Annotated in this window: 22 protein-coding genes; 9 read left to right on the top strand and 13 right to left on the bottom strand. The window is 41.0% G+C overall.

Annotation, left to right across the window (positions count from 1 at the left end; genetic code table 11):
* The first annotated feature begins 462 nt into the window (after positions 1-462).
* From FD725_RS14940 to FD725_RS14930, 3 genes are all read left to right on the top strand, one after another.
* On the top strand, positions 463-3,048 hold the full coding sequence (locus tag FD725_RS14940; protein ID WP_179048845.1) for a GAF domain-containing protein: 2,586 nt from the start codon (positions 463-465) through the stop codon (positions 3,046-3,048).
* 353 nt (positions 3,049-3,401) lie between these two features.
* On the top strand, positions 3,402-3,812 hold the full coding sequence (locus FD725_RS14935) for a hypothetical protein (RefSeq protein WP_179048844.1): 411 nt from the start codon (positions 3,402-3,404) through the stop codon (positions 3,810-3,812).
* A 314-nt stretch (positions 3,813-4,126) separates the two neighbouring features.
* Positions 4,127-5,194, top strand: coding sequence for an aromatic ring-hydroxylating dioxygenase subunit alpha (locus FD725_RS14930; RefSeq protein ID WP_179048843.1), 1,068 nt, complete (start codon positions 4,127-4,129; stop codon positions 5,192-5,194).
* 223 nt (positions 5,195-5,417) lie between these two features.
* Here FD725_RS14930 and FD725_RS14925 read toward each other — a convergent pair whose 3' ends face one another.
* Positions 5,418-5,702 carry a type II toxin-antitoxin system RelE/ParE family toxin gene (locus FD725_RS14925; RefSeq protein WP_179048842.1) on the bottom strand — a complete coding sequence of 95 codons (285 nt, stop codon included), beginning with the start codon at positions 5,700-5,702 and terminating at the stop codon, positions 5,418-5,420.
* Positions 5,703-5,706: 4 nt separating this feature from the next.
* Entirely contained in the window at positions 5,707-5,973 is a 267-nt protein-coding gene (locus FD725_RS14920; RefSeq protein WP_179048841.1) for a type II toxin-antitoxin system ParD family antitoxin, read from the bottom strand.
* Between the two features lie 223 nt (positions 5,974-6,196).
* On the opposite strand from FD725_RS14920, the gene moaA reads away from it, so the two are divergent.
* Positions 6,197-7,183, top strand: coding sequence for a GTP 3',8-cyclase MoaA (moaA, locus tag FD725_RS14915; protein ID WP_179048840.1), 987 nt, complete (start codon positions 6,197-6,199; stop codon positions 7,181-7,183).
* 164 nt (positions 7,184-7,347) lie between these two features.
* Here the strand turns inward: moaA and rpsD are convergent, their stop codons facing one another.
* Together rpsD and FD725_RS14905 are read right to left on the bottom strand one after the other, a co-directional pair.
* Positions 7,348-7,956: a 30S ribosomal protein S4 gene (gene rpsD, locus FD725_RS14910; RefSeq protein ID WP_179048839.1), complete on the bottom strand. Its 609-nt coding sequence runs from the start codon at positions 7,954-7,956 to the stop codon at positions 7,348-7,350.
* 448 nt (positions 7,957-8,404) lie between these two features.
* Complete coding sequence (locus FD725_RS14905; RefSeq protein ID WP_179048838.1) at positions 8,405-8,566, bottom strand: hypothetical protein; 162 nt, start codon at positions 8,564-8,566, stop codon at positions 8,405-8,407.
* A 250-nt stretch (positions 8,567-8,816) separates the two neighbouring features.
* Here FD725_RS14905 and FD725_RS14900 point away from each other — a divergent pair, with 250 nt between their 5' ends.
* Positions 8,817-9,437 carry a hypothetical protein gene (locus tag FD725_RS14900; RefSeq protein WP_179048837.1) on the top strand — a complete coding sequence of 207 codons (621 nt, stop codon included), beginning with the start codon at positions 8,817-8,819 and terminating at the stop codon, positions 9,435-9,437.
* A 502-nt stretch (positions 9,438-9,939) separates the two neighbouring features.
* On the opposite strand, the gene hetR is transcribed toward FD725_RS14900, so the two are convergent.
* The 6 genes from hetR to FD725_RS14870 form a co-directional block, all read right to left on the bottom strand.
* Complete coding sequence (gene hetR, locus FD725_RS14895; protein WP_179048836.1) at positions 9,940-10,839, bottom strand: heterocyst differentiation master regulator HetR; 900 nt, start codon at positions 10,837-10,839, stop codon at positions 9,940-9,942.
* Between the two features lie 1,149 nt (positions 10,840-11,988).
* Positions 11,989-14,298 carry a DMT family transporter gene (locus FD725_RS14890; protein WP_179048835.1) on the bottom strand — a complete coding sequence of 770 codons (2,310 nt, stop codon included), beginning with the start codon at positions 14,296-14,298 and terminating at the stop codon, positions 11,989-11,991.
* A gap of 780 nt (positions 14,299-15,078) precedes the next feature.
* Positions 15,079-16,398, bottom strand: a complete 1,320-nt coding sequence (locus tag FD725_RS14885; protein WP_179048834.1) for an inorganic phosphate transporter — start codon at positions 16,396-16,398, stop codon at positions 15,079-15,081.
* Positions 16,399-16,539: 141 nt separating this feature from the next.
* A complete protein-coding gene (locus FD725_RS14880) occupies positions 16,540-17,586 on the bottom strand; it encodes a zinc-dependent dehydrogenase (RefSeq protein WP_179048833.1) in 1,047 nt (348 codons plus the stop codon).
* 64 nt (positions 17,587-17,650) lie between these two features.
* Positions 17,651-18,208 (bottom strand): PIN domain-containing protein, encoded by a 558-nt coding sequence (locus tag FD725_RS14875; protein WP_179048832.1) that lies wholly within the window; start codon positions 18,206-18,208, stop codon positions 17,651-17,653.
* Between the two features lie 102 nt (positions 18,209-18,310).
* Complete coding sequence (locus tag FD725_RS14870) at positions 18,311-18,766, bottom strand: helix-turn-helix domain-containing protein (RefSeq protein ID WP_179048831.1); 456 nt, start codon at positions 18,764-18,766, stop codon at positions 18,311-18,313.
* A gap of 259 nt (positions 18,767-19,025) precedes the next feature.
* Between FD725_RS14870 and FD725_RS14865 the strand changes: the two genes are divergently transcribed.
* A complete protein-coding gene (locus FD725_RS14865; protein ID WP_179048830.1) occupies positions 19,026-19,166 on the top strand; it encodes a hypothetical protein in 141 nt (46 codons plus the stop codon).
* Positions 19,167-19,175: 9 nt separating this feature from the next.
* Positions 19,176-21,761 carry a tetratricopeptide repeat protein gene (locus FD725_RS14860; protein WP_179048829.1) on the top strand — a complete coding sequence of 862 codons (2,586 nt, stop codon included), beginning with the start codon at positions 19,176-19,178 and terminating at the stop codon, positions 21,759-21,761.
* A gap of 85 nt (positions 21,762-21,846) precedes the next feature.
* Here FD725_RS14860 and FD725_RS14855 read toward each other — a convergent pair whose 3' ends face one another.
* From FD725_RS14855 to FD725_RS14845, 3 genes are all read right to left on the bottom strand, one after another.
* Positions 21,847-22,206, bottom strand: coding sequence for a DUF5615 family PIN-like protein (locus FD725_RS14855; RefSeq protein WP_179048828.1), 360 nt, complete (start codon positions 22,204-22,206; stop codon positions 21,847-21,849).
* A gap of 102 nt (positions 22,207-22,308) precedes the next feature.
* Positions 22,309-22,602 carry a DUF433 domain-containing protein gene (locus tag FD725_RS14850; protein ID WP_179048827.1) on the bottom strand — a complete coding sequence of 98 codons (294 nt, stop codon included), beginning with the start codon at positions 22,600-22,602 and terminating at the stop codon, positions 22,309-22,311.
* Between the two features lie 105 nt (positions 22,603-22,707).
* Complete coding sequence (locus FD725_RS14845; RefSeq protein ID WP_179048826.1) at positions 22,708-23,151, bottom strand: DUF29 domain-containing protein; 444 nt, start codon at positions 23,149-23,151, stop codon at positions 22,708-22,710.
* Positions 23,152-23,246: 95 nt separating this feature from the next.
* On the opposite strand from FD725_RS14845, the gene FD725_RS14840 reads away from it, so the two are divergent.
* Both FD725_RS14840 and FD725_RS14835 read left to right on the top strand, forming a co-directional pair.
* Positions 23,247-23,825: a Uma2 family endonuclease gene (locus FD725_RS14840; RefSeq protein ID WP_179048825.1), complete on the top strand. Its 579-nt coding sequence runs from the start codon at positions 23,247-23,249 to the stop codon at positions 23,823-23,825.
* A 314-nt stretch (positions 23,826-24,139) separates the two neighbouring features.
* Positions 24,140-25,912, top strand: coding sequence for an FAD-dependent oxidoreductase (locus tag FD725_RS14835; RefSeq protein ID WP_179048824.1), 1,773 nt, complete (start codon positions 24,140-24,142; stop codon positions 25,910-25,912).
* Positions 25,913-25,976: the final 64 nt, after the last annotated feature.

Raw genomic sequence — 25,976 nt, 5'->3', positions numbered from 1 at the left:
TTCCCACAGCTGCACCTCCGTTGGAGACTCACGTTAATTTAGGGGTTTTTGATTCAGGCTATTTTTGCTCTCTGGCTTGTCATTGCAATGACGGAACAATCTCTTAAAAAGGCACAGAGTCAACAGCCTAGAGTGAGGGAGTGAGAGAGTGAGGAAGAATAAGAATTTCTACTCACTACTCAGCACGGGCTGCATCGCCCTGCTTCCGCTCTAAGCGCAGCCATACCCGTTCGCGTAGCGTCTCCTTGAGGAGAAGGGCTTTACAGCACTCAGCACTCATGACAACTCAATATATTCGGTGTTGATTGAGTAGCAGAAGAGATTGAGTCATACCGAGAATAGAGCAGGATGACGCTAGCTGAACAAAAGATTACACTGTGGGTAATGTCAAATGTTTGTTGCTTTTGGCGACACTTAGATAAATTTCTACAATTCGCAATCCTGCTATATCAAAAATTACTTATGTCAGTGCAACAGCGTAATTTGGGGGAGAATGCTGATTTGATGATTGTTACTCAGAACCCAGAAAATCACAACTTGCCAACAAATTCTTCTCCCGTAGGCGCACTAGCCCGCAGAAAAGGGACTATTTCTACGTTTCTGGCTCCTCTGACTCAGGATACTTTTAAACAAGTCGTTACAGAAGTAGAGCAAAAGCTGCAAATTGTCCATCAAACCCTGTCAATGTTAGATTCTCATGGGTTTGAAACGATTTTGCAAGAAATGTTGCACTCAATTACCTTGAAAACTGGGGAATTGCTGGGAGCAGACAGGACAACTATATTTTTATTAGATGAAGAAAAGCAAGAACTGTGGTCAATTGTCGCCGAAGGGGAAGGCAATCGCTCCTTAGAAATTCGTATCCCCGCCGACAAAGGGATTGCAGGTGAGGTTGCTACTTTCAAAAAAGTAATTAATATTCCCTTTGATTTTTATCACGATCCTCGGTCTATATTTGCTCAAGAACAAGAAAAAAGAACTGGCTATCGTACTTATACTATGTTGGCGTTGCCATTGTTGAATGAGCAAGGACGATTAGTTGCTGTAGTACAATTACTCAATAAATTAAAATCTTTCTCTAGTGCTGATGCACCTCTGGCAGAACGCATCGATACTATCGGTTTTACTGGTGCAGATGAGCAATTATTTCAAGAATTTGCCCCCTCAATTCGCTTGATTTTAGAGTCGTCGCGTTCTTTTTACATGGCTACTCAAAAACAACGAGCTGCGGCGGCGATGATGAAGGCTGTTAAATCTCTGAGTCAAAGTAGCCTGGATTTAGAAGATACTCTCAAACGGGTGATGGATGAAGCTAAGGAACTGATGAACGCCGATCGCAGTACCTTGTGGCTAATCGACCGGGAAAAACAGGAATTATGGACAAAAATCACTCAAGATGATGGTTCGACAAAGGAGTTGCGCGTACCAGTAGGTAGAGGTTTTGCGGGTAAAGTAGCTGTATCTGGGCAAAAACTCAATATACCTTTTGATTTGTATGATCAACCTGACTCTGAGACAGCCAAACAACTCGATCAACAAAATGGCTACCGTACCTGTAGTTTATTGTGTATGCCAGTGTTTAATGGCGATCAAGAATTGATTGGGGTGACGCAACTAGTAAATAAAAAGAAAACAGGAGATTTCCCTCCCTATCATCCCCATACTTGGCCGAAAGCACCAGAATATTTTCAAGCCAGTTTTGACCGCAATGACGAAGAGTTCATGGAAGCTTTTAATATCCAAGCTGGGGTAGCGCTACAAAATGCTCAGTTATTTGCCAGAGTCAAGCAACAAGAACAACTACAACGGGATATTTTGCGGAGTCTGTCGAATGGCGTGATTTCTACAGATAAATCTGGATCAATTATTGCTGCGAATGAAAGTGCTAAACGTTTGTTGGGGTTAGATGCAGAAGATCGTTTAGAAGGTAGATTGATTAATGAAGCGATCGCTATCAAGGAAGGTAATTTTAGCAACTGGTGTGGAGATGCTTTACAAGGAACAGATATCAAACTTCGCCAGCAATATTACCCTGATCGCACACTGATCAATGGTGACGCAGAACAACATAGTATTAACTTATCAATCAATACCATTGCTGATGCTAGCGATCCGCAACAAGTTTGTGGCGCGTTGGTGGTGATGGAAGATATTAGTGATGAGAAACGCCTCAAGAGTACCATGTACCGCTATATGACCCAGGAATTAGCGGAAGAATTATTGAAATTGGATGATGCTAAACTGGGAGGCGATCGCAAAGAGGTTTCGATTTTATTCTCTGATATTCGGGGCTACACCACTTTAACTGAAAATCTGGAAGCAGAAGAAGTGGTGAGTATGCTTAATGAATATTTTGAGTCAATGGTAGAGGCTGTTTTTAAACACAAAGGCACTCTTGATAAATATATCGGTGATGCCATCATGGCTGTATTTGGTTCTCCTTTACCATTAGAAGAACACGCTTGGATGGCAGTACAAACATCGATAGAAATGCGTCATCGGTTGCACGAATTTAATCAACGTCGTCATGCGGCAAATAAACCGAGAATTAACATTGGCATCGGCATTAATTCTGACACAGTAATTAGCGGTAATATTGGTTCTAGTAAACGCATGGAATTTACAGCCATTGGTGATGGTGTAAATCTTGGTTCCCGCTTAGAAAGTGTTAGTAAACAGTATGGCTGTGACATTATTCTCAGCGAGAATACATTTAAACCATGCCAAGAACATATTTGGGCCAGAGAATTAGATTATATTCGTGTTAAAGGTAAAAATGTACCTGTATCTATATACGAATTAATCGGTGTTCGTTCTGAACCCATCAATAGTGAAAAATTGCAAGTAATTGAACATTATCACAAAGGTCGTGAGTACTATCTCCAGCAAGAGTTTCCCTTAGCAAGAGCAGAGTTTGCCAAAGTTTTAGCCGTCGATAAACATGATAAGGCTGCTATGTTGCATCTGCTACGTTGTCAGCATTGGTTACAATCACCCCCAACAACTTCAGAATGGGATGAGGGTGTGTGGACGTTTCAGGAAAAGTAATATATATCTCAATTCATTTGGGGAAAATCAGATCCCCGACTGCTTTGAGAAGTCGGGGATCTATATTAAGAACATAACGTAACATTTTACAAGTCATTGAATTTGTAAGTTATTGGCAAAAAAAGTCTGATGCTTACTCATGCAGATAGATACTTAGCTTGTTCTTCAATTTAATAGGCTAGTTGCTAATTTAATAATTTCCCATCACTTGATAAACTACTGCGATAACTTTGGATTGATATTGAATTCCAAACTAAGTAAGTTTGGGCAATAAAATCAACCTATCTCAAGAAAAATGAACTAGGCGACAACCTTATTACTCTTGCCTATTGCCTTTGATTTTGGAGTTTTCTATGAAAACCTTGCTTTTATCTGCCGTACTTTCTCTTTTCGTTGTTGACATCTCATCTGTAAAAGCTGCTGAAAATTCCCCAAATTCTCAGAATTTTAGCCGTCAGAATTCTCCTGTAGTTGTTGCCGGACTATTTGATGGCATCATTAAAGGTGTAGAAGACTTAAATAATACAATTCGGGGCGTTCGTAGTACTATCGATCAAATTAATCGGCTACAAGATGATGTCAATGGTAAGCCACCTAAACCAATTTCTCCAGAATTTCAGCCCAATAATACTCCTCCAACTACAGAGGAAATAAATCCTCAACCTAACAATAACCAACCACAAACAGGCAATCCAGAAAACGTGATCACAAATCCCCAAACGTCTCCTAATCAACCAACAAATCCAGCAGGAGAGGTGCGTTGAATCTGTACCCGGATTTCTCACGAAATTTATCAAACCTAAGTCCAGAGGCTGTAGGGGTGGGGTTACAAATATGCTTCAATCATTCATGAATATCTCGTGAACCTACCCCTACCATTTTGTGAGAAATGCAGGATCTGGGCTAGCTGACTTTGAAATGCTGTTTTTTCCTCTTGATTTTTTATTTCTTTACTTCCTGTGTGCTGACAAAATTAAGCTTTTATCCGTAAGTTCTAGTAAGATATTTTTGACTGCATCTAAAACTAATTTCAGATGTAGCAAATTTACCTCTGAATCCGCAAAGGATAGATTAATTTATGTCCACTTTCTTCCAGAGTGTGCAGAGTTGTGATGTTCGTCAGTTAGGGATTAACCCTGAACATTGGTATGTAGTTGCACGTAGTAGTGAAGTCACAAATAAGCCCTTGGGAGTGGAAATTTGGCATCAGGCGATCGCTCTTTATCGAGATAGCAACGGCAAGGTTCACGCCCTAGAAGACCGTTGTCCCCATCGTCAAGTTAAACTCAGTCATGGGTTAGTCATAGGCGATGAATTGGAATGTGCTTATCACGGTTGGCGCTTCCATTCTCAAGGTGAATGTGCAGCAGTTCCATATCTAGCAGCAAATCAAAAATTACCTAATTGCAAAATCCGTTCTTTTCCAGTCAAAGAACAAGACGGTTTTATTTGGTTATTTCCTGGAGATCAAAAACCATCTGTAGAACCTCTGGCTTTACCAGAATGGGATCATTTAAATTATATTGCTACAGTTTCAGTTATTAACTGTCAGGCTCATTATTCTTATTTAATTGAAAATCTGATGGATATGTATCACGGACATTTACATCAGGATTTACAAGCTTGGGCAGCAGCAGAACTACAAGATATTGATGAAGATGATCATCATGTAGACGCTCATTATCAAGCCCAAAGTTATTATAAAATCGATAAAATTTGGTCTATCTCCCAGCTATTTTTCCCAGCCTTACGACGCTTACATCCAGAACCCTTAGATGTGAGTTATGTTTATCCTCATTGGATGTCTACTTTAGGCAAAGACTTTAAGATTTATTGTTTATTATGTCCAGTGAGTGAGACGCAAACCAAAGCCTACTTAATCCATTTCACATCATTAAACGCTTTTTGGCGATTACATAAATTACCAATATGGTTTCGACGGTTGATTAAAAATAGTTTGTTTGGTGCAGCCCAAAAGTTGCTAGATGGCTTAGTTGTTCAAGATGTGCAGATGATTGAAGAAGAACAGCAAGCTTATCTACAAGCACCACAAAGACGCAATTATGAGTTAAATCGAGCCTTGGTAAGTGTGCAAAAGTTGATGAGAAATCAGGTAGAAAATTGGAGAATGAGAAAGAGAGAGTAGAAAATAAAGAGGCAATAGTTAACAAGTTCCTCGACTGGCAATACAGTTCGGTTAAATAGACAAACAAAGCTTTTAATTAGATGAGCAAAAATATTTACAGTTATTGCGAGCAAAGTCTATTGCCTGACTACGTAAATCAGTTCATTAATTAAAGCCGATTCCTACATATATCGTTGATATAAAAGGACTCATATTCTGGAATTAATGTAATTAAAGCAATTATTTACTCAGCAAATAAAGATTTAAAATCTCGATATCCACTGACAATGTGCATAATTTCAATACCATTATTTATTAATCTATAAAAAATAATATACCTGTCTAAAGGAATACCTCTTAAATAATCTTTAATATGTTTATAACTACGCCCCATATGGGGGAAATCTACTAAATATTTACACTTTTTATCAAACTCCTTCAAAAAATCCTCCCCAGCTTCAATATTGATATTAGAAAAATAATCAATAATTTCTTCTAAATCTTGGCTTGCTTCTGGAGAAATAACCAATGTTTCATCCTTGCGCCTCTTTGGCTTGACGTAATTTCTCTTGCAGTCTGGCAATTACAACTTCTGCATCTATTCCTTCACCTCTATCTAATTGTTCAGCAGCAATTTCAATTTTTTTTCTAGCTTCTTCTTCCCATTGCCTATAGCCTTCCTCCCATTCTGCCAGTAAATTTAATGCTCTAATTATCACATCATCTGCATCAGCATAGATACCAGTAGCAATGTGAGACTTGATCATTTGTTGTGTTTCTGGTTTAAGTTCAATACTCATAAATTTATTTTCCATTTGATTTGCGTTTTGAAAAATATTGTACGAATAGAATTCGCTAATACACAAGCAAAGTTTATGAAAAAAGTAAAGGTTCAAAACCTCGCCCCTCAATCCATACAACATCTGAAGCGAAAATTAAACAGTCGTAATCTTCAGATAGTCTAGAATACTGAGTAAAAGTACATCTATTCGTGCATCATGCACAATAGAAATAAACACAAAAATGAATCAGGTAGACTACCTCCGCATTAGTTTAATTGATCGCTGCAATTTTCGTTGTCAGTATTGTATGCCAGAGGGATCGGAATTAGACTATATCCTTAAGCAGCAATTGTTGACTGATGCGGAATTGCTCACTTTAATCAAAGAAGTATTTATTCCTGTAGGTTTTACTCGGTTTCGCTTAACAGGGGGTGAGCCTTTGCTGCGTCCCCGTGTGGTGGAGTTGGTAGAAGCGATCACTTCTCTACCTGCAACCCAAGACATCTCCATGACAACAAACGGCTTTTTACTCGCACCCATCGCCCAAAATCTCTATGATGCTGGTTTGCAACGCATCAATATCAGCCTAGATTCCCTTGATCCCCACATATTTGACCAAATTATTGGTAGTCGTGGGCGATCGCGTTGGCAACAAGTTTGGGATGGAATTCAAGCTGCTTATCATGTAGGCTTTGACCCGTTAAAGCTGAATGTAGTGGTAATTCCTGGAGTCAATGACCACGAAATTTTGGATTTAGCCGCCTTAACCATTGATAAACAATGGCACGTCAGATTTATTGAATTTATGCCCATTGGTAATAGCGAATTATTTGGCGATCGCGGTTGGATATCTTCATCCGAGTTACGCCAACAAATTAGCGATCACTGGGGCTTGACAGAATCACAAGTTTGTGGGGCTGGCCCCGCCGATGTCTGCCAAATTCCTGGTGCGAAGGGGACGCTAGGATTTATCAGTCAAATGTCAGAATGTTTTTGCGATCGCTGTAACCGAATGCGCCTGAGTGCTGATGGTTGGCTCAGACCATGTTTATTAAACGAAACTGGTCAACTTGACTTAAAAACAGCCCTACGTCATGGCGTGAGTACTATTCACCTACAAGAAAAAGTCAAACACCTGCTGGCAATTAAGCCAGAAATTAACTTTAAAGGGCGCGACTCTGGTACTACAGGCGCTTACAGCCGTACCATGTCGCAAATTGGCGGTTAAAGCACCTACCCCTAGCGATTAGAAATCGCGGCTATACAAACAAAGTCCGCCTACGCGGACTAACATAAAATCAAGCTTTTAACCCGCGTAGGCGGGTTTTGCCTGTTTAGCCGCGACTTTCAGTCGCCCGGTGCTAGACTGGCTTCTCAGCACTCAGCACTCTCTTACGCTTGTCGTGAGTAGTATTCCACAACCAGCAGTTCATTAACTTGTAGCGCCACCCATTCTCGCTCAATGACACTGTTGACTTTTCCCACCAATTTGTTTTTGTCAAATTCCAAATGGCTGGGAAGATTAGCTAAACCGGGATATTGCAAATTAGTTTCTACTAACTTCCGAGAAGGCGCTCTGTCGCGGACAGCAATTTCTTCGCCTGGACGACACTGATAGCTAGCAATATTGACTACACGACCGTTAACTGTAACATGACCGTGGTTGACTAGCTGACGCGCAGCTGGAATCGTCGGAGCCATTCCTAAACGAAAAACTGTATTATCCAAGCGCATTTCTAGCAGTTGTAGCAGCACTTGTCCAGTGGAACCTGTGACTCGTCTAGCTTTACGAATGTAACGTAACAGTTGCTTTTCGGTCAAACCGTAGTTGAAACGCAGTTTTTGCTTTTCTTCTAGACGAACAGCATATTCAGAGCGCTTCTTGCGGTTCTGTCCATGCTGTCCTGGTGGATAAGCGCGTCTAGCGCTTTTACGTGTTAATCCTGGCAATTCGCCTAAGCGACGTGCAATTCTCAGGCGTGGCCCTCGATATCGGGACATGAGTTTCCTTAATTTAATCCTGTTTAAAATTTACCCAGACATACTATTATAAGTACTCTCTATTCAGAAATGCAAAAATCATTCATTATAATCCGCAAAATTTTTATCTTAGAAGCGCAAGCAATAGCCGTAGAGCTACCTGGCTCTAGTTACTCAACTTTTATTTTTCAGGAGAAAGTATGGTTTTAAGAGTTAAAGTTGCGCGTGAAGACTTCTCTGAAGCCGAAACTAACGGATGGATCGATTGACAACCAGACGGTAAAAGCGGAATCTGGGTGTATGTAGAGCTTGGTAAAGAAATTGAGTATATACTCCAAGACAACGACAACCCTAAAACAGACTATAGGCGTTTTATCAGATGTGACGTTTTTTATGCTAAAAGCCAAGAAATGCTAGAAGAAGAAAAATGGCTACTTAGTGACAATAATATTACGGTGATCATTTACTGCTAGACGGCAATATTTTTGGAATCAGCAGCTTTTTTTCTGGGTTTTCCACGTCGTTTGACCTGCTGAACTACTATGTTTTCTTCGTTTTCCTGTATAAACTGTTCCAAGTCCTCAAACGCAACCTCGACAGTTTGACCATTCTTTAAGAGTGCGGTAGGCATAGGTAATTATGCTCAAAGTTTAATTTTAAGATATTTACTTCTTTAACTAAGCATTCATCTTACGATTAAATTTTAAATCGTTTGCTGACAATTATCATCCTTCCTGTGAGCAAAAAGATAAAAATTTAAACTCTAAACTCTAGCCTCCAGCCCCTAGCCGCAAATTTAGATTTACTGTTTTGCCTGATTTGGCGAAGATTCGCTGCACAATTGAGTTAGCATAACTTTGGGTGTTTGGAGAATGGCAACTATGTGCAGAAAACAGGTTTTTCAGAGGGAAAATCAGCAAGTGACACCGAAAACGCGCTTAATTCGTTTAGCAGCACCAGTTTTAGCTGTGGCAGGGCTTTTAGGTATGAGTGTCCCCAGTGCGGCTGTGACGACCACCTACGACAATGATTATCGTGCTTGTGCGGGTAGGCTGTTGAGCGTGGGGGTGACGGCTGATGCAGCATCACAGGCTTGTGCTACGGCGTTGCGTCCCAGAGATTTATCTTTGTGCGTGGCTGATATTAATAAGAAAACACAAATTAATGCTGTAGATGCTCTGACTGTTTGTAGACAGGCTAGACGACCAAAAGAGTTAGCTACTTGTGTAGTGGCGATTAGCAAAAATACTCAGGGGGCAGATAATCTTGCTGTTTTAAACTACTGCGGCCGTAGTTTATTACCAGTCAGGTTTGCTCAATGTGTGGTTGGCTTACGTAAAGAAATTGACTTAGCGCCTACTCAGGCTCTGGATACTTGTATTGATGGCAGCGATCGCATCAGTGGTCTAACACCTGCATCAACCTCACCAACTCAACCTTCTGGCGGATTTAGTCCGACTTTTGAGACTCAACCAGTGCCGACAACTCCTAACAGCAAGTAGATGATCTAGGATTTACGCCAGTGTCAGAGATTTCTAGTTAATGGTCAATGGTCAATAGTCAATAGTCAATAGTCAATAGTCAATAGTCAATAGTCAATAGTTCAACTTAGCGTTTGGGGTAGGTGACTTACCTGACCTGCTCCAGACATTAACCATGAGATAATTCGTAATTAGCTAATATTTCTAACTACACTCTGCCCATCTACGTGTCTTTAAAGATTAGTACAAGAGTATTTAACAGTTATCCTTACTTGGGAAACAAATCAAGGATGAAAACAGACTAAGCTAATAAACCTCGTCGCTGAATCAGTTCCAATCCCACAAACTAAAAATCTTTTTCCAGTCACAACAGACATCTGCACGCGATAGGCTGCTTTTAACCACTAGTTTCTTCACCGTGGATATGAGTAACAAAAGCTGCCCATCGCTGCTTTGTCGGCTGCCATGTCAATATTCGTTCTTGCCTCGTTGTGTTGGTTGATTGAGTTTTTTACTGTGGATCTTAGTCTTCTTTTCTCCCAAACACCATTTGTAAAATCATCGGTATACCACCTACTTGATGATACTTGTCAGCCCAAGCGCGGATGATTTCATCCAGTTCTTCCATTGCTTGATCCCAACGTTCTGGTGGTACATCCAGTTCTTCTAGTGCGCGCATGGCGTTTGGTCGTCTTTCTGCCCAATCTTTCATCATCCGGAAATACCTAGCTGTATCTTCCACCATGATGTAAGTACGCTCTTGGTCATCTTCTGGAGCGTAGAAGGGGCGAGTCAGGGCGTAGAAGGGCATTCCCCAAGGGGAATCTATGCGAGTCACCGTTCCAGAGTAGAGCAAACGACGCTTGATATGCTCTGCTAAGGCCTCACTTAACTCCATCCGGTGTTCTGGTGGTAAGTCCTCTTGCGATCGCTTGTGGAGAAATTCGATTAACTCCAGGAACTCGAAGGAGGTGACTAACTGAGCATCGGGAAGATTGCTGGGAAGTTTCTGCTCTAGTTGCCTTTTCTCTTCACTTGTGAGACTAGTACCGGGAATGCGCGATCTTCCTGGTTGCCAAGGATATTTTTCCATCCAGACATAAGGAAACTGAATCAGATAGCGGGGTTCTTGTGAACCCAAGGTCTTCAACAGTTTGCCCTCCATCAGGGCTTGTCTGACTTCCTCAACAATGATTTTTACCCGTTTCGGTTCTAGATGGTGCAAATGCCCAGTCATTCTGAGGTTTTGCCCTTGCTCTAGATAGGTCATGTAAATCGCACACTTAGCCGCCGTTGCTGCTGCATCTAAGAATGCCCCATGCCTATGCCCACTCGTCCTCATGGCGCTAAAAGCCAGATATAGCATGATCTGATCCATTGCACTGGGGCCGAGACGTTTGATCAGATCGATGTCTTTACTCATATTACAAATAGTTCTATAGCACGCTTATTAGTCTAAAAAAGTTAAGTTGCATACACCTTGTAGAAGGTGATGTTGTTGCTCCAAAATGCCTATTGTGTGTTGATTAAAAATTGATTAGTGGTCAAGATGCTTATTCCTCCGTAATTTATGGCATACAACTAGCAAAAGTGTTGTTACTAGATGTGCTTGTATCTTACCGAAAAATCACAAAATAATTGCCAGAATCTTCCAATAATAGTTTTGTTAATCACTAGCAAAATTTGTGGTTCTCATAAGTAACCTACAAGGACTTTCTACAATATCCGGATCGTCTCTGCTCTTTCCTAATAGTAAGAACTTGGGTGTTTACACAAGATTTTGTCCGTCTAGCAAGGGTTTGCAGACAGGACAATCATAGCTTACTACTAGAGCCTCTCATCAGAGGGAATTTCTCTTTCAGGCGATTCTCTCGCTCTGGAAAATTTCTAAGATATTTATATTTTTCCAGGTAGTAAAGAGTCATGTCTGACCGAGCCATCTGCCGACTTTACCAACTTGATTAACGCTCATCTAAATATTAGAACGTTTTTTGCCACAAGAATACTAACAAGTAGGCTGGAGGAAAGTCGTACACCCTAAATGAGGCAGATAATTCCCACTCTGAAATACCTTTTATTTATTCACAATATAATATTCCATATTCATACGTTGTTTTATTAAACTTGCATGAATTAATTTATTTTTAATTTTTTTGTTTTCAACATTATAAAGACTTTCCTGGATAGCACCTAGTTTTTTTCAAGGAAAAAATCAAGGAATGCTGACATTAGCAACCAGATAATACCAATTCAAAATTCAAAATGACGCGACGCTCCTGCGTCGCTAACGCTGCGCTATCGCGGACTCGCTCTAAGCGTTCGCGTAGCGTCTCGTAGAGAAGCTATGCCGTTCGCGTTAGCGTCTCTGAAAGAGAAGGCTTTACGCTGCGCTAACAAAATTCAAAATTAAGAATCCAGACAGGACAGTGTTTTGGGGATGTGTATCTGTCGCATTCTTTATTCAAATTGGTATAAATATGGAACTTTCACTTTCATTCCATAGCAGTTATGTAAGAGTTTTCTGACTTGTGACTGTGTTTTTTTGGCGAGTGAAAAGAATTTTAGAGTGTATTTAACTTTCCGCACTCGATGGTTTGTGGGAATTTTGGACTTTGCCGACGCTGAAAGCAGCTACACCAAAAGTTATAAATAGAACTCCCATAATCTGCACAATGTTGAGGGTTTCTTGGAGAAGCAACCCGGCGAAAATTACTGTCAAAATGGGTACACCAGCGCCAATAATTGCCGATCGCAGTGCGCCTAATTTACCGATACCAATGTGGTTAAACACATAGCTCAACAAGGTTAAAACACCCAAAATAAAGGCGCTTAAAACGATTTCCAGTAACTTAGAAGGGTCTACTGCCAAGCTCCAATTTTCTGGTAAAGGCAACATCAAAAAGACAAAACTCAACGCCAACATGGTGACGAAGTTGATCAAAGTTAAAGACACTGGATGGACTTTTGTCGCACATACCCGTGTCAACATTATGTAGCAAGCAAAGGCAACCCCTGCTAAAATTGCCGTGGCTGCTCCGATAGGGTTGTTTACCCCAATACTTGTAGCGTCGGTAAACACCAACAATTCCCCACAGAAAATCGACCCGATCGCACTCGCACGGAATGCACCAGGGCGATCGCGGAACAGTAGCCAAGATAACAATCCGCTAATAACTGGGTAGACAAAAAATAAAGCGATCGCTGTGCCTGTGGCCATTTGACCAAGCGCCAAGTAAATCAGTACTTGTGATAAAAACAACAAGCAACCACTAGCCAACATTAACTGTAAAACTCGCAAAGGACTGGGACTAGTAGCTGGTTGATTTCTCCCGAATGAGTTCTTGAAGTTTTGCAGGTCTTCCCACACTTGGGGATACATAATCGGAGCCAAAAGGATCATCAATGGCACAACCACCATCAACCGCAGAGTGAGAATTAACATAATGTTTCCCAGACTCGGTGAGATTAAACCCGCAACTTCCGATACTGTAGACAATTGAGAAGTTTTATAAAACATTCCTTTGATCGCCACGTTGTAAAGTGATGACATCACTGCTGACAACACGACTAATAAAAAACCAATTTGAATTGGGGATAAACTTGTCGATCTGCGTGATCTTGATGAAGAAGATGTTGATCCCTGCCTAGATATTGGCGTTGGTGGTGGTGCAGGATTTTTAGTTTCTAATAAATCTTTGCTGATTACAGAAATTGGTTCAGTAGCTTTAGCCGGTGGAGATGAAGTCTTATTAGTAGCCACCACTTCTGTTGTTTTTTCCTGAATTGGTGGAGATTTGGCTGCCTCTGTGGCTAAGTCCTGGTTGAGTACAGAAATTGGTTCGCCAGCTTTTACCGGAGGTGGGGGTAATTTGGTGTCACTAGCTTTTACCGGAGGTGGGGGTAATTTGGTGTCACTAGCTTTTACCGGAGGTGGGGGTAATTTGGTGTCACTAGCTTTTACTGGAGATGGAGGCAATTTGGTATCACTTTCTGAGGTGAATTTCGGGATACCTGTCTTGAGTTCCGTTTTGCTTTCCTGAATTGGTGGGACTACTGGTGGTAGTTGAGTATTGCTGCTAGGAGATTTTTCCGGCAGGATAGTTGTTGATTGCTTGCTAGTTGTAGTTTCTGCTACAGGTGGGGGAGTTGGTACAACTTCGGCTGGCTTGTCAGGTAATTGCAAGACTGTAGGTGGTGATACATTCACCGCACTTGTCGTGATTTGTGGCGCTGGCTCTGACGGTTGCAATACGGTAGGTGGTGATGACTTAACTGCCGATGGAGATGTTTGGGCGATCGCTTTTGTCAATTCTCGACGTAGATGATCAATTAACTCTTCAACAATGGTTTCCCCTTGCCGTTGTTGACTGTACATCCGCGACATCTGCTGAGAAAGATCACTCTGATAGTTCTTCAGTTCTTGTTGCAGAGAATTAAAAGCAACGGTTAAATTATCATCCAGAGTACCCAGCATTCTTTCGACTTGCTGATTGTTCTCACTGGCTGGGATCATATTTTGGGCTGATTTGAGAGCAGATATTTGACTCTCTGTTTGGCTAGATATTTTTGCCAGGGATGCTTGCAGTTGAGAACATATGTGTTTGGCTAAGGCTTCTGATAATTGACGGATTAAAACTTGTTGCTCAGTAATGCGCCTAACTTCTTGTAAGTGTTCTTTTTCGTCAATCAGTTGCCGAACTTCATCAGTTAAACGCTCTTTCTCCGTTTGTAACTTTTTAATTTCATCTTGCAAGGATCTGAGGACATTCTGTTGTAGATTTTCTAAATCCTCTACAACAGCCCATAGAGCTGTTTCTGCTGCCCTGGATAGTTCGCCTCGGACTCGCGGTTCATTGTCTGGTCGCTTCTCAAATCGCCCCATTAGCTTCTAACCTCTAAACACCTTGACGATACAGCTACTTCCTGTAAATTTGCGTGGCGCTCATTCTAATTTCCTGTATTTTGTCAGATAAACTCAAAAATATTTACAGGATTTACGGATATCAGAGTTATTTTGTCATGCTCTACCCAGTGTTGGCAAAGCATATAATCTAACTTATCGCCTACTCAAGGGCTTTTGCTTTAATTTCACAGGCTGCATTCCATCAGTCTGATTTCATACTTCTATATATAAATACTTGTAATTTTTGTACCAACAGCAACTAATATCATCTGCAGCTAAACACTTGTGATTAATGTATATAGGACTTACGCACTCAACCAATAAACCCTTCTGAGGGTGGTCCATAGTCCATAGTCCATAGTCAAAATCAAGTTTTTTTGGACTGTTGACTATTGACTATTGACAAAAAAGCCAGAAAATTTAGTGACACTCCGTAAGCCCTAGTATATTGATTTATGCTCTACCCAGACATGATGATGATCACCCTCTGCAAGTAAATGGCTGATATGGGAAAAACTGCTGGAGTGGCAATATTTATTTGTAAATTTATATAGAATGTAGCTTTGATAACAGTTTATATTTTTATGTAGGAATTTTTGCTTTGTTTTCGCAGATTTTTCAACCATTCCATATACATTATTTTAAAGAATTAACTGCCATTTTGCCAAAAAATATTCTAATTTTGGCTCAACCAAAAGATACATATAGGGAAAAATACGATAAACCTTAGTTATTTCTATTGCATAAATAAAATTGATATTAGAAAAAGAAAATCCGCACAACACTAAAGATAGCAGCGCTAAGGACTGCACTGATTGGTACGGTAACTAGCCAGGCGGTAGCAATACCCTTGAGAGTTTGCAATTTCACAGAATTGGGATTCTGCACAAGTCCGATACCTACTACACCACCGACAAGCGCATGAGAGGTGGAGACTGGTAAACCCAAACGGGAAGCAATGAGGATTGTAGTAGCAGTGGCAAGTTCTGCACAAAACCCACTGCTTGGTTGCAACGCAATGATATTTTCGCCAATCGTTGCAATCACTTTTTTACCCCAAACAGCTAGTCCACCCACAATCCCCGCCGCACCCAAGATTAAAATCCATAAAGGAACAGTGATCCCATTCATGGGTACTTGACCAGTTTGATGAATATAAACGATCGCCGCCAAAGGAGCGATCGCATTACCCACGTCATTAGAACCATGTGCAAACGCGACAAAGCAAGCACTTAAGACTTGAAAGCGGGCGAATAGAGGTTCTATGGGAGTAGTGAGTGGTGAGTGCTGTTCGCCCTTGGCGTTCCCGAAGGGTGTGCTGAGTTTTCTGATCTCACTTTGCTTCTCTGCTCCCCTCTCGACTTGTCGCCAACTAATCATCGTCAGTGCAACTGCGGCGAATGCACCGATTAACAGGGGGATATCGTGAGAGGGGATGTTTACACCTAGTTTGTCAATCAAGAAATTGGTGAGGGGTTGAGTTAGGGAGGGTAGAACAATCACACCAAAAACCCCTAATAAGACTGTACTTAACCAGGGAATCCACTCTGTTAATTGTTTGACTTGATTGGGCTGTGCCAAAATCCAATGTTTGATTTGACTATAAAATAAAGCGGCGATCGCTCCACTAATCACTGGCGTTAAAATCCAACCAATAGTGATTAAACCAATTGATGACCAATCGATCGCACCTACTCCTAAAGCTACCCAACTAAATCCAGCGATCGCACCGACAACTGCATGAGAAGAGGATACTGGCAAACCACGAGATGTGGCAATTTGTAACCATACTCCACAAGAAATTAGTACTGTGATCATCCCAGTCACTAAAATTTGGGGTGTAGCCGCAAATAATTCGGGGTTGGCAACTTTAGTAGCTAAGGTTTCTGTTACCCCATGTCCAAACAAGACAGCACCAGTAAACTCTAAAAACCCAGCAATAATCAAAGCCTGCCTCAATGTAATCGCTTTGGAACCTACAGAAGTTCCCATCGCATTCGCAACGTCATTAGCTCCCAGATTCCAAGCTACATAGAAGGCTAGTAAGGCGACTATCAGTAATGTAATCGGTATTTCCATCTGAGGGATGAGGGGAAAAGGGGATAGGGGGACAAGGGGACCAGGGGACCAGGGGACCAGGGGACCAGGGGACCAGGGGACAAACTTATATAGCTTCTTTCCCCCCATCTCCCCATCCCCCCCTCTCCCTATCTCCCCAATTTACGGATAAATCAAGATTTTATAAGTCTCTGGCGTAGGAGCGATCGCTTGGTCTACGGCTGCTGATAAATTTTCTAAGGGATAGCGATCGCTGATTAAGGCTTGCACATCTATGCGACGATTGAAGACAATATCGGCAGAGAGATTTTGCAGGCGATAGGATGAGCTGTAACTACCCATCAAATCTATTTCTCGACGGTAAAGAATATTCGGGTTGATGGGAATTTCTAATTCGTCGGGAAATTCAGCGAAAAACAGGATTTTTCCACCTTTACGAGTACATTCCAAGGCTTGAAAGAAAGCTTTTTCACTAGGGACGGCGAGTAGGGTGACATCTACACCTAGTCCATCGGTGAGGGCGTGAATTTTGGCTGGTAAGTCGGGATCACGAGCATCAAAGGCCGCTTCTGCACCGACACTCATAGCTTTGTCTATTCTTGAGGGTAGCAGATCGGTGGCGATCGCTTTGCCGCCAAAATACTTCACCAACATGATAAACATCAATCCAATTGGCCCTGCACCAGTGACTAAAACCGTTTTTCCAGGAGCAATCTGCGCTTTTTTAACTGCCTTTAAGCAACAATTAGTCGGTTCAACAAAACTCGCTTCTTCAAAACTGATATCATCGGGGATTGGTATTAGCCCTCCATTCTCTACAATATGACCTGGGACTTTCACATACTCAGCAAAACCGCCACCACTGGCGTTAAATCCGGCTGTCGTAGAGATATTTTTATAGACATTGCACATAGAAAAATTATCATTCAAGCAGTAAGCGCAACGCATACACGGAATGTGGTGCATCACCGCCACCCGTTGTCCCACCTGCCAACCTTGAACTTGAGAACCAACTGCGGCAACATTTCCGGCTGTTTCATGACCAAAAATCCGTGGTGGTTCATAGAGAGGATAACGAATTTTTTTAATATCTGATTGACATAAACCGACGACTCGCACCTGTACCAGAACTTCATCGGGTTCCAGAGTCGGGACGGGGATATCTTCGTAAGAGAGTTGATTTACACCTCGAAATACCTGTGCTTTCACGCTGATTTTCCCTACTCAACGATATTAGATGTAACACTATTAGTCTACGTTGAACTATGTATTTTCAGATTTTCGAGTCATATGATAGAACCTTGCTGGTAAATGTTGGTATCTGTTTACTAAGTCGTTCCAGCAACTGTACGCAAGTCTGGGGACTTCTTTTATAATTTTGAGCCTGTTTTTGGATTACTTGAACTATTTTGTCAGGATATTCATCAAATAAGTCACTAAGAAAACTATCTGGAGACTGTGCTTTGATTTTATAAAGATTCAAAGCTTCATCACTAAAGTCTCTAAGATTATGGGTAACTATTGTATCAGCATTAGTTATAATCCCAGTTGCCAGAACATGACGGTCTTTAGGGTTATTTGTCATGCTTGTCTCCAATTCCCAAGGTACGGCTGCAATCATTGCTTCAGGAAAAGCTGTTTTAATTACCAACTCTAAATTACTAGCACCTTCAACAGAAATTTTCCCTCTCAGAACTAGGTTTCTCATCGCTTCATCTAAAATTCTCTGTGACCAATATGGTAAATATAGTCCAGCTTCAGCCGTAGACAACAAAGTGTCTCGTAGGTACATAGGAAACAAAACACAGGCATCTAATACAACTCTGGACATACTGCTTTGATTAAGTAAAAATAACATTTTAGGTTGTGTAGATAAAGCTACTAAAAGCTTACTTACTCAATAACCTTTCATCATCTCAAATCCAAAATGCTATTACTCATCGTCTTCGTATAAACCTGCTTCTTCCGTCATTTCGATTAATTCTTGTAAAAGTTTTCTACGCAGAGTATCGCGCTGTTGTTTATACTTCATTACCTCATCAATATGCACACGGCGATGTGTGCCGACGGTAATGAAAGGAATTTCGCCTTGCTCTAGTAACTTAATGAGATAAGGACGTGATACGTTGAGAATATCTGCTGCTTGTTGTGTTGTTAGTTCTTGGTCTTGGGGAATAATGGATACCGATTTGCCTGATGCGATCGCCTGAACGATTTGCCGCAACGCTTGATCAATCGAATCAGGAATTGTCACTGCTTCCCCGTTGGCATCTACTAACTTTAGCTGAGAGCCTTCACGTTGTAGTATACGCACTACTTCTTGCATCGATGCAGCTTCTTGTTCCTGAACTGTAATTAAATGTGATAGCTTATTTTGTCCAGATATCATTGATTTCAGGGTTTTATCTCAATAAACGTGATATCTATACATTGTATTTCATAAACGCAATATCCGAAACGTACTGGAATGGTAGGTAATGGTGAATGATCAGCGATCGCTTGATTGGATACAGTTTTTAACTGTGCTGGAATTAAACAGCGTTGCCGGCATTAAGCTATAAATGTTAATTCAGCCATGAAGTGTTTACTGATATAACTAGAATAATTGACAGTATATAAAAACTGAGTAAACCCTAATTAGTGACAGTATGAGGGCAAATATCATTAAATTTACCATCACCTTCAACGACCCTGACTTAGACGTGGAAGAAAAAGACAAGCAGATGCAACGGCTAGTGGAAGGACTGGAAGTAGCCATCAAAGCAGATCAAGATTTTATCTCAGCATAGGTAAGCAAAATGGTAAAGGTCGCATTGCTAATTGGAGTCAGTGAATATGAGTCAGGGTTCAAGGAATTACCTGCGGCTGTGAAAGATATCGAAGCAATGCAAAGGGTTTTAAAAGATCCAGAAATGGGGGAATTTGATGAGGTAAAAACCCTTCCAAATCCCGACAAACAGACAATGGAATCTGAGATTGAAACCTGGTTTTCCGGTCGTGATAGAGAAGATTTGGTATTGCTATTTTTCTCTGGACACGGTGTTAAAGATGGTGGTAACAATTTGTATTTTGCTACTCGGAACACTCGGAAGAATGTCAAAGGCGAGTTGATTCGGTCAACTGCTGTACCTGCAAACTTTGTCCACCAAATTATGAACATTAGCCGTGTCAAACGGCAAGCAATTATCTTAGACTGTTGCTTTAGCGGAGCCTTCGATCCCGCATTACAAGCTAAAGATGATGGTTCGGTTGACGTGCAGAACTTAGGTGCTGAAGGGCGGGTGGTACTCACTTCCTCTAGTTCAACTCAGTATTCCTTTGAGCAGAAGGGATCAGACTTATCGATTTACACCCGATATCTAGTTGAAGGGATTGAAACGGGAGCAGGCGATCGCAATGAAGATGGCTTTGTGTCCGTACTAGAATTGCACGAGTATGCTACGAGCAAAGTGCAAGAAACTGCACCCGACATGACCCCAAAAATTATCACTCTTAAAGATAAGGGGTTTGAAATTGTTCTCTCTAAGGCTAAACTGGCTGACCCTAAACTGAGATATCGGAAAATTGCTTCACTTTATGCAACTACAGGAAAAATTCGTCCAGCATATCGGGCTATTCTGAATGACCACAAGCAGAAGTTAGGCTTAAGCCCTGAAGATGTTGCTGAAATTGAGGCTGAGTTATTACGCCCTTATCAGGAGCGATTAGCAAATTTAAAAGAGTATCGAGAAATTTTAATTGCAGAAGCAGAAGAGGAATATCCTCTAAGTGAGAAAACCTCTGAAGCAATGAATGAGCTTCAGAGATTGAAAGGATTAAGAGATGAGGATGTTTTGTTAATTAAGCAAGAAGTTGAAGCACAGTTTGCCCAGAAGTCAGAGTCATACCAACAAAATTTAGCTCAATACAAGCAGGTATTCACAGAAGCAATTCAACGAGAATTTCCCTTAAACCAGCAATCTCGTCAACAATTAGATAATTTACAGAAGTCTTTAGAACTAAAAAATGAAGATATTTCAAGTGTTGAACAACCCCTGCTTCAGCAAGCAGAAATCAGATATCAGGAAAATCTAAAACAGCAAGAACAAAACGAACTACAGCGACAAGCAGTAATCAACCATCAAGCGGAACTGAAGCAAAAAGATCAACCTAAACAGCAACAGCAAGAAAAGAGTAGAGAACAAAATGCGATCGCTCACAATGACTTAGGTGTTGATTTATATAATCAAAATAAACTGAATGAGGCGATCGCAGAATATCGCAAAGCTATTGAACTCGACCCCAACTTTGCACTTGCTCACGTCAACTTAGGGGTTGCTCTCAAGGCTCAAGGAAAATTGGATGAGGCGATCACTGCTTACCGTCAAGCTATTAAAATTGACCCTAACTCTCGAAATGCTCACTACAACTTAGGGATTAGTCTCAAGGCTCAAGGAAAATTGGATGAGGCGATCGCTGCTTACCGTCAAGCTATTAAAATTGACCCTAACTATGTAAATGCTCACCACAACTTAGGGATTACTCTCAAGGCTCAAGGAAGATTGGATGAGGCGATCGCTGCTTACCGTCAAGCTATTAAAATTGACCCTAACTTTGCACTTGCTCATAACGGCTTGGGAGATGCTCTTGATGATCAAGGAAAATTGGATGAGGCGATCGCTGCTTACCGTCAAGCTATTGAAATTGACCCTAACTATCTAGATGCTCACTACAACTTAGGGATTAGTCTCAAGGCTCAAGGAAAATTGGATGGGGCGATCGCTGCTTACCGTCAAGCTATTGAAATTGACCCTAACTATGTAAATGCTCACCACAACTTAGGGATTAGTCTCAAGGCTCAAGGAAAATTAGATGAGGCGATCGCTGCTTACCGTCAAGCTATTAAAATTAACCCTAACGTTGCAATAGCTCATAACGGCTTGGGAGATGCTCTTGATGATCAAGGAAAATTGGATGAAGCGATCGCTGCTTACCGTCAAGCTATTCAACTTGACCCTAACCTTGCAAATGCTCACTACAACTTAGGGATTAGTCTCAAGGCTCAAGGAAAATTAGATGAGGCGATCACTGCTTACCGTCAAGCTATTCAACTCGACCCTAACTTTGCAAATGCTCATAACAACTTGGGGGTTGCTCTCAAGGCTCAAGGAAAATTGGATGAGGCGATCGCTGCTTACCGTCAAGCTATTAAAATTGACCCTAACTTTGCGATCGCTCATAACGGCTTGGGGGCTACTCTAGCCGATCAAGGAAAGTGGGATGAGGCGATCACTGCTTACCGTCAAGCTATTAAAATTGACCCTAACTATGCAACTGCTCATAACAACTTGAAGGTTGCTTTGAAGGCTCAAGGAGAAAAGAAAAAGTTCTTAGGGCTTTTCTAGTGACAACGACATAGTTCAGACGTAGGGGGAGCATCGTTGTAGACATCGCTAGCCAGCAGGGATTATTACAGAAAGCGATCGCCCTTTAAAAATTATCAATATATTTTCTTAGAAACACTAATTGATTTGCCATATCCTCAGCTTCCATACTTTCTACTAACTTCAACAAGCCTCGCAACTGTTCTCCAATTGCATAGCTCTGCTTGGCAGCAAGTATAATACCTGAATGCTTTTGGTGCTGTTCGAGATAAGCTTTATGCAATCGACAAAAATCACCAACATTGAAACTGTAAATAACTCGTCTCTGTTCCGTTGCCCAAATTAATTGGCTATCATCTGATGATCCTAATCTATCTGCTTCAGCCGTTGTCATTACATCAATTCCTGTATTGCGTAAGCCATTATACCAATTTCCTTTAAATGTGAAACAGTAGAGACGTTGCATTGCAACGTCTCTACATAATTCATGTGTATCATGATTAACGTGAAATGGTATTAGCTAAAGATTTTTTTCCAGCATCTTCATCTAAATAGAAACGAATTTGACTCATGCAAAATCACCTGACATCCACTTCGTTTCTAGTGCATTACATTCTGCTTGATACAAAGCAATTTCTCTATCCATTGCTTCCTGATTAGCATAGTAATAAGCAAGCGCCGCATAAACTTGAGCTAGAGATAAATGTGGATATTCTGTCACAATATCTTGAGGAGATAACCCTGCTTGAAAATCCATCACAAGGTTTTGAACAGTCATGCGCGTACCAGCAATGCAAGGGCGACCTCCAGCAACTTGAGGTTTTCTCACAATTAGGGTTCCAATATCAACTATTGCTACCATGTTTTTCCCACTCTAACTGAATCAATGAATCTTCCACGTCTATATCTATAAGTTTCTCTTGAAAATGCGAAGAATGATTTTGCTTTTGCTGTACGGCTAATACATCTAAGGTAAATAATTGTCATCTAATAATTGTGCAAGAGTGTAAGAACATTTTTCTGGGAAAATATTCAAATTGGTTTTGATTTGAGCAAAATCAACTGCACTTTGATAAATATTCTGTAAATCATCCTGTAACTTATTCATTAAATTTGTCGTTAAATAATTATTTAAGTCATATCTAAAGGTTTTGATTTCTCCAATCCAATGACGATGGTTTCTTTGATATTCTACTTGCCAGTATTGGAGTAATAATATATGAATAATAATTTGCCTTAAAAGACTTTTGGCTTTAGCTAAATCTCTTTTTCCCAAATTGATTAATTCCTCAATTAAGTTTTCTAAATCAAGTTGGTTAAACTGCTGTTGTTTTAATAGTTCAATAGTTTTTTCTAACCATAAATTCTCATCAGTTTCATAGAGTTGTTTTAAGTTGGTAGTAATTGTCATATTTTTACTTTCTACCTACATTCCATAATTTAATCATATACAATAATTATCAATTTCATGTACAATTCAGGCAGGGATTGCTAGAGGTAAACGCGATGCCCCCACTACTTGACCGAACTACCGACCAACGTATTGTCCATTATGGGACTTGGGAACAGTTCAAGTTCATCCAAAAGGGTTTTGATGGTTCTCCTGGTGTGCGACTATTTTACTATGACGATACAATCGAGATTCTCATGCCGGGACGTGAACATGAAATTTTTGCTAGTATCATTGGTTATTTAGTGACAACTTTTCTCGTCGAAAAAGGCATTTTCTTTCAACCAACCCGTTCAATGACTCAAGAAAAAGAAGGGGTTGTTTCGGTTCAAGCGGATGATTCCTACTGTATTGGTAGTGCTAAACCGATTCCAGATTTGTCCATCGAAGTTGTTTTTACCAGTAGTAGTATCAACAAGTTAGAGCGCTATAAAGCTCTGGGAGTAACAGAAGTCTGGTTTTGGGAAGATGGGCTGTTAACGGTCTATCATCTGCATAACGGTAGCTATGAACGCATTGAGCGCAGTCAACTACCTGGACTTAATGAACTCAATTTGGATTTACTCAGACGCTACATTTTGATGGCTGAGACTGATGCTGGAGAAGCTATTAGAGCGTTTCGTCGAGAGATTTAGGTTAAGGATTTATCACCAGCTCTAAAAACTTGGTGTTATTAGCGGAATTTTATAGCGTTTCTCGCTTTAGTGAAGTACATTTTGTTGAGTTTAGAGGCTAGAGGCTAGAGATTAGAGAGTAGACTGTACCTCATCTGACCCTTAACTGCTATATCTAAAAAATAAGGCTTTTAAAGAATATTCTAAGATACTAATTTGCTCAATACTATCATTATTTACCTATTAGTTAATACAGATATAGCCGCATCATCAAACGTTTGCATAACAGGATCAATTTGTCTGTATCCTGGTTAAAAATACATAAATTGGTACTGATGGTAAATCAAACTTATATAACTGATGTCTTAGTCGTTGGTGGCGGAACTGGAGGAACTGCGGCGGCTATCCAAGCGGCGCGACGAGGTGCTAAAACTATTCTGGTGAGTGAGTTTTCTTGGCTAGGGGGAATGTTAACTGCGGCTGGTGTTTCTGCACCTGATGGTAATGAATTACTAGCGTTTCAAACAGGATTATGGGGTGCGTTTTTGCAAGAATTGCGACAGCGACAGCCAGGGGGATTAAATCATAGTTGGGTGAGCTTTTTTAGTTATGATCCTCGGATTGGGGCTGAGATTTTTGCTGATTGGGTGAAGGTATTACCAAATCTGCATTGGATTTCTGGACAAGTACCACTGGAAGTTTTGCGCCAGGGAAGTTGCATTACTGGTGTACGGTTTGCTGACTTTACCGTCCAAGCAAAAATTATTCTTGATGGTACAGAGTTAGGAGATTTATTAGCTTTAGCAGAGATACCTTATCGTTGGGGTTGGGAGTTGCAGTCTGAGTGGGGAGAAGCTAGCGCCCCATCTGAGTTTAATCAATTCACAGAAAAATATCCTGTGCAAGCGCCTACTTGGGTTGTGGTGATGCAAGATTTTGGGGAAGCTATCGCCCCAGAGGTTCCACCTGCACCTAATTATGATGCGGGGTTGTTTGCTGGTGCTTGGGAAAAGTACGGTGCAGAGCAATTCTTGAATTATGGACGCTTGCCGGGTAATCTATTCATGATTAACTGGCCTATCTGTGGTAACGATTATGGTGAAGGTGTGGGACGTTTGCTAGAGTCGGCAGATGCTAAAAACGATTTTTTCCAAGAATCTCGTCACCATAGCCAAAATTTCGCCCATTTTATCCAAAGTCACGTTGGACGGCGTTACGGTTTAGCCGAGTCCGTTTTTCCGCACAAATCGACAGCTTTTGCACTGCATCCATATTATCGGGAAAGTCGCCGCCTGATAGGGCTAACGACGGTTACGGAACATGATATTTTACCAGTTGCAGATGGTCAGGTTGCATCTTTGTTTGCAGATGCGATCGCTATTGGTAATTATGCCAATGATCATCATTATCCCAGCTTCGATTTACCACTACAACCTAAATCTATCCGTTGGGGTGGACGTTGGACAGGAACCCCCTTCACAATTCCCTATCGTTGTTTGGTTCCAGCTAGCACAGATGGTTTATTGGTTTGTGACAAGAATATTTCTGTGTCTCATATTGCTAATGGGGCTACTAGATTGCAACCTGTGGTGTTGGGTATCGGTCAAGCCGCAGGGATGGCGGCGGCTTTGTGTGTAGAGTTAAACTGTCAGCCGCGAGATTTATCTGTACAAGCTTTGCAAACGGCTTTACTACAAGATAATTATGCTCCTGCTGCTGTTGTTCCTTTGTTTAATTTATTACCTGATCATCCGGAATGGCTGGAGTGGCAATTGTATTATCTAAAGGAGCCTCAAACCTATCCACATAGCGGCTATTGTCCTGATTCTGTGGATACGTATTATCACTCAGAAGCAAATCAAGTAGTAACACAGAGGGCTGACTGCTTCACAGGCATTTTTCATCATTTAAATCCGCAGGATTACAGATTCACGATCGCCTCTCCCACTGCTAATCTGGGGCAATCGTGGCAGTTGGTAACGGTGCGATCGCACATAGAGCAACAGCTAAAATCATTGCCAGACAAGCAAAAGCTTACCATCTGGGGTCATCTCAATCACTCTGGTCACTGGTTATTAGTAGAAAACCTCCACATAACCCCAATGTGATTTAGTTTCAGTAAAAAGCACTACTTTTTTAAAAATTTTCCGGACTCGTTCCCTAAAATACAGT

This window comes from Nostoc sp. TCL26-01 (assembly GCF_013393945.1).
Lineage (GTDB): Bacteria > Cyanobacteriota > Cyanobacteriia > Cyanobacteriales > Nostocaceae > Trichormus.
This window is presented reverse-complemented; position numbering and strand designations above follow the sequence as displayed.

Excerpts from the sequence above, each read along its gene's own strand:
- FD725_RS14875 (WP_179048832.1), bottom strand. The coding sequence starts at position 18,208 with ATGTCCAGAGTTGTATTAGATGCCTGTGTTTTGTTTCCTATGTACCTA.
- FD725_RS14840 (WP_179048825.1), top strand. The coding sequence starts at position 23,247 with ATGCCCCCACTACTTGACCGAACTACCGACCAACGTATTGTCCATTAT.
- FD725_RS14885 (WP_179048834.1), bottom strand. The coding sequence starts at position 16,398 with ATGGAAATACCGATTACATTACTGATAGTCGCCTTACTAGCCTTCTAT.
- FD725_RS14855 (WP_179048828.1), bottom strand. The coding sequence starts at position 22,206 with ATGCAACGTCTCTACTGTTTCACATTTAAAGGAAATTGGTATAATGGC.
- FD725_RS14845 (WP_179048826.1), bottom strand. The coding sequence starts at position 23,151 with ATGACAATTACTACCAACTTAAAACAACTCTATGAAACTGATGAGAAT.
- FD725_RS14940 (WP_179048845.1), top strand. The coding sequence starts at position 463 with ATGTCAGTGCAACAGCGTAATTTGGGGGAGAATGCTGATTTGATGATT.
- FD725_RS14860 (WP_179048829.1), top strand. The coding sequence starts at position 19,176 with ATGGTAAAGGTCGCATTGCTAATTGGAGTCAGTGAATATGAGTCAGGG.
- FD725_RS14890 (WP_179048835.1), bottom strand. The coding sequence starts at position 14,298 with ATGGGGCGATTTGAGAAGCGACCAGACAATGAACCGCGAGTCCGAGGC.
- FD725_RS14870 (WP_179048831.1), bottom strand. The coding sequence starts at position 18,766 with ATGATATCTGGACAAAATAAGCTATCACATTTAATTACAGTTCAGGAA.
- moaA (WP_179048840.1), top strand. The coding sequence starts at position 6,197 with ATGAATCAGGTAGACTACCTCCGCATTAGTTTAATTGATCGCTGCAAT.
- FD725_RS14920 (WP_179048841.1), bottom strand. The coding sequence starts at position 5,973 with ATGAGTATTGAACTTAAACCAGAAACACAACAAATGATCAAGTCTCAC.
- rpsD (WP_179048839.1), bottom strand. The coding sequence starts at position 7,956 with ATGTCCCGATATCGAGGGCCACGCCTGAGAATTGCACGTCGCTTAGGC.
- FD725_RS14930 (WP_179048843.1), top strand. The coding sequence starts at position 4,127 with ATGTCCACTTTCTTCCAGAGTGTGCAGAGTTGTGATGTTCGTCAGTTA.
- FD725_RS14850 (WP_179048827.1), bottom strand. The coding sequence starts at position 22,602 with ATGGTAGCAATAGTTGATATTGGAACCCTAATTGTGAGAAAACCTCAA.
- FD725_RS14935 (WP_179048844.1), top strand. The coding sequence starts at position 3,402 with ATGAAAACCTTGCTTTTATCTGCCGTACTTTCTCTTTTCGTTGTTGAC.
- FD725_RS14865 (WP_179048830.1), top strand. The coding sequence starts at position 19,026 with ATGAGGGCAAATATCATTAAATTTACCATCACCTTCAACGACCCTGAC.
- hetR (WP_179048836.1), bottom strand. The coding sequence starts at position 10,839 with ATGAGTAAAGACATCGATCTGATCAAACGTCTCGGCCCCAGTGCAATG.
- FD725_RS14835 (WP_179048824.1), top strand. The coding sequence starts at position 24,140 with ATGGTAAATCAAACTTATATAACTGATGTCTTAGTCGTTGGTGGCGGA.
- FD725_RS14905 (WP_179048838.1), bottom strand. The coding sequence starts at position 8,566 with ATGCCTACCGCACTCTTAAAGAATGGTCAAACTGTCGAGGTTGCGTTT.
- FD725_RS14900 (WP_179048837.1), top strand. The coding sequence starts at position 8,817 with ATGTGCAGAAAACAGGTTTTTCAGAGGGAAAATCAGCAAGTGACACCG.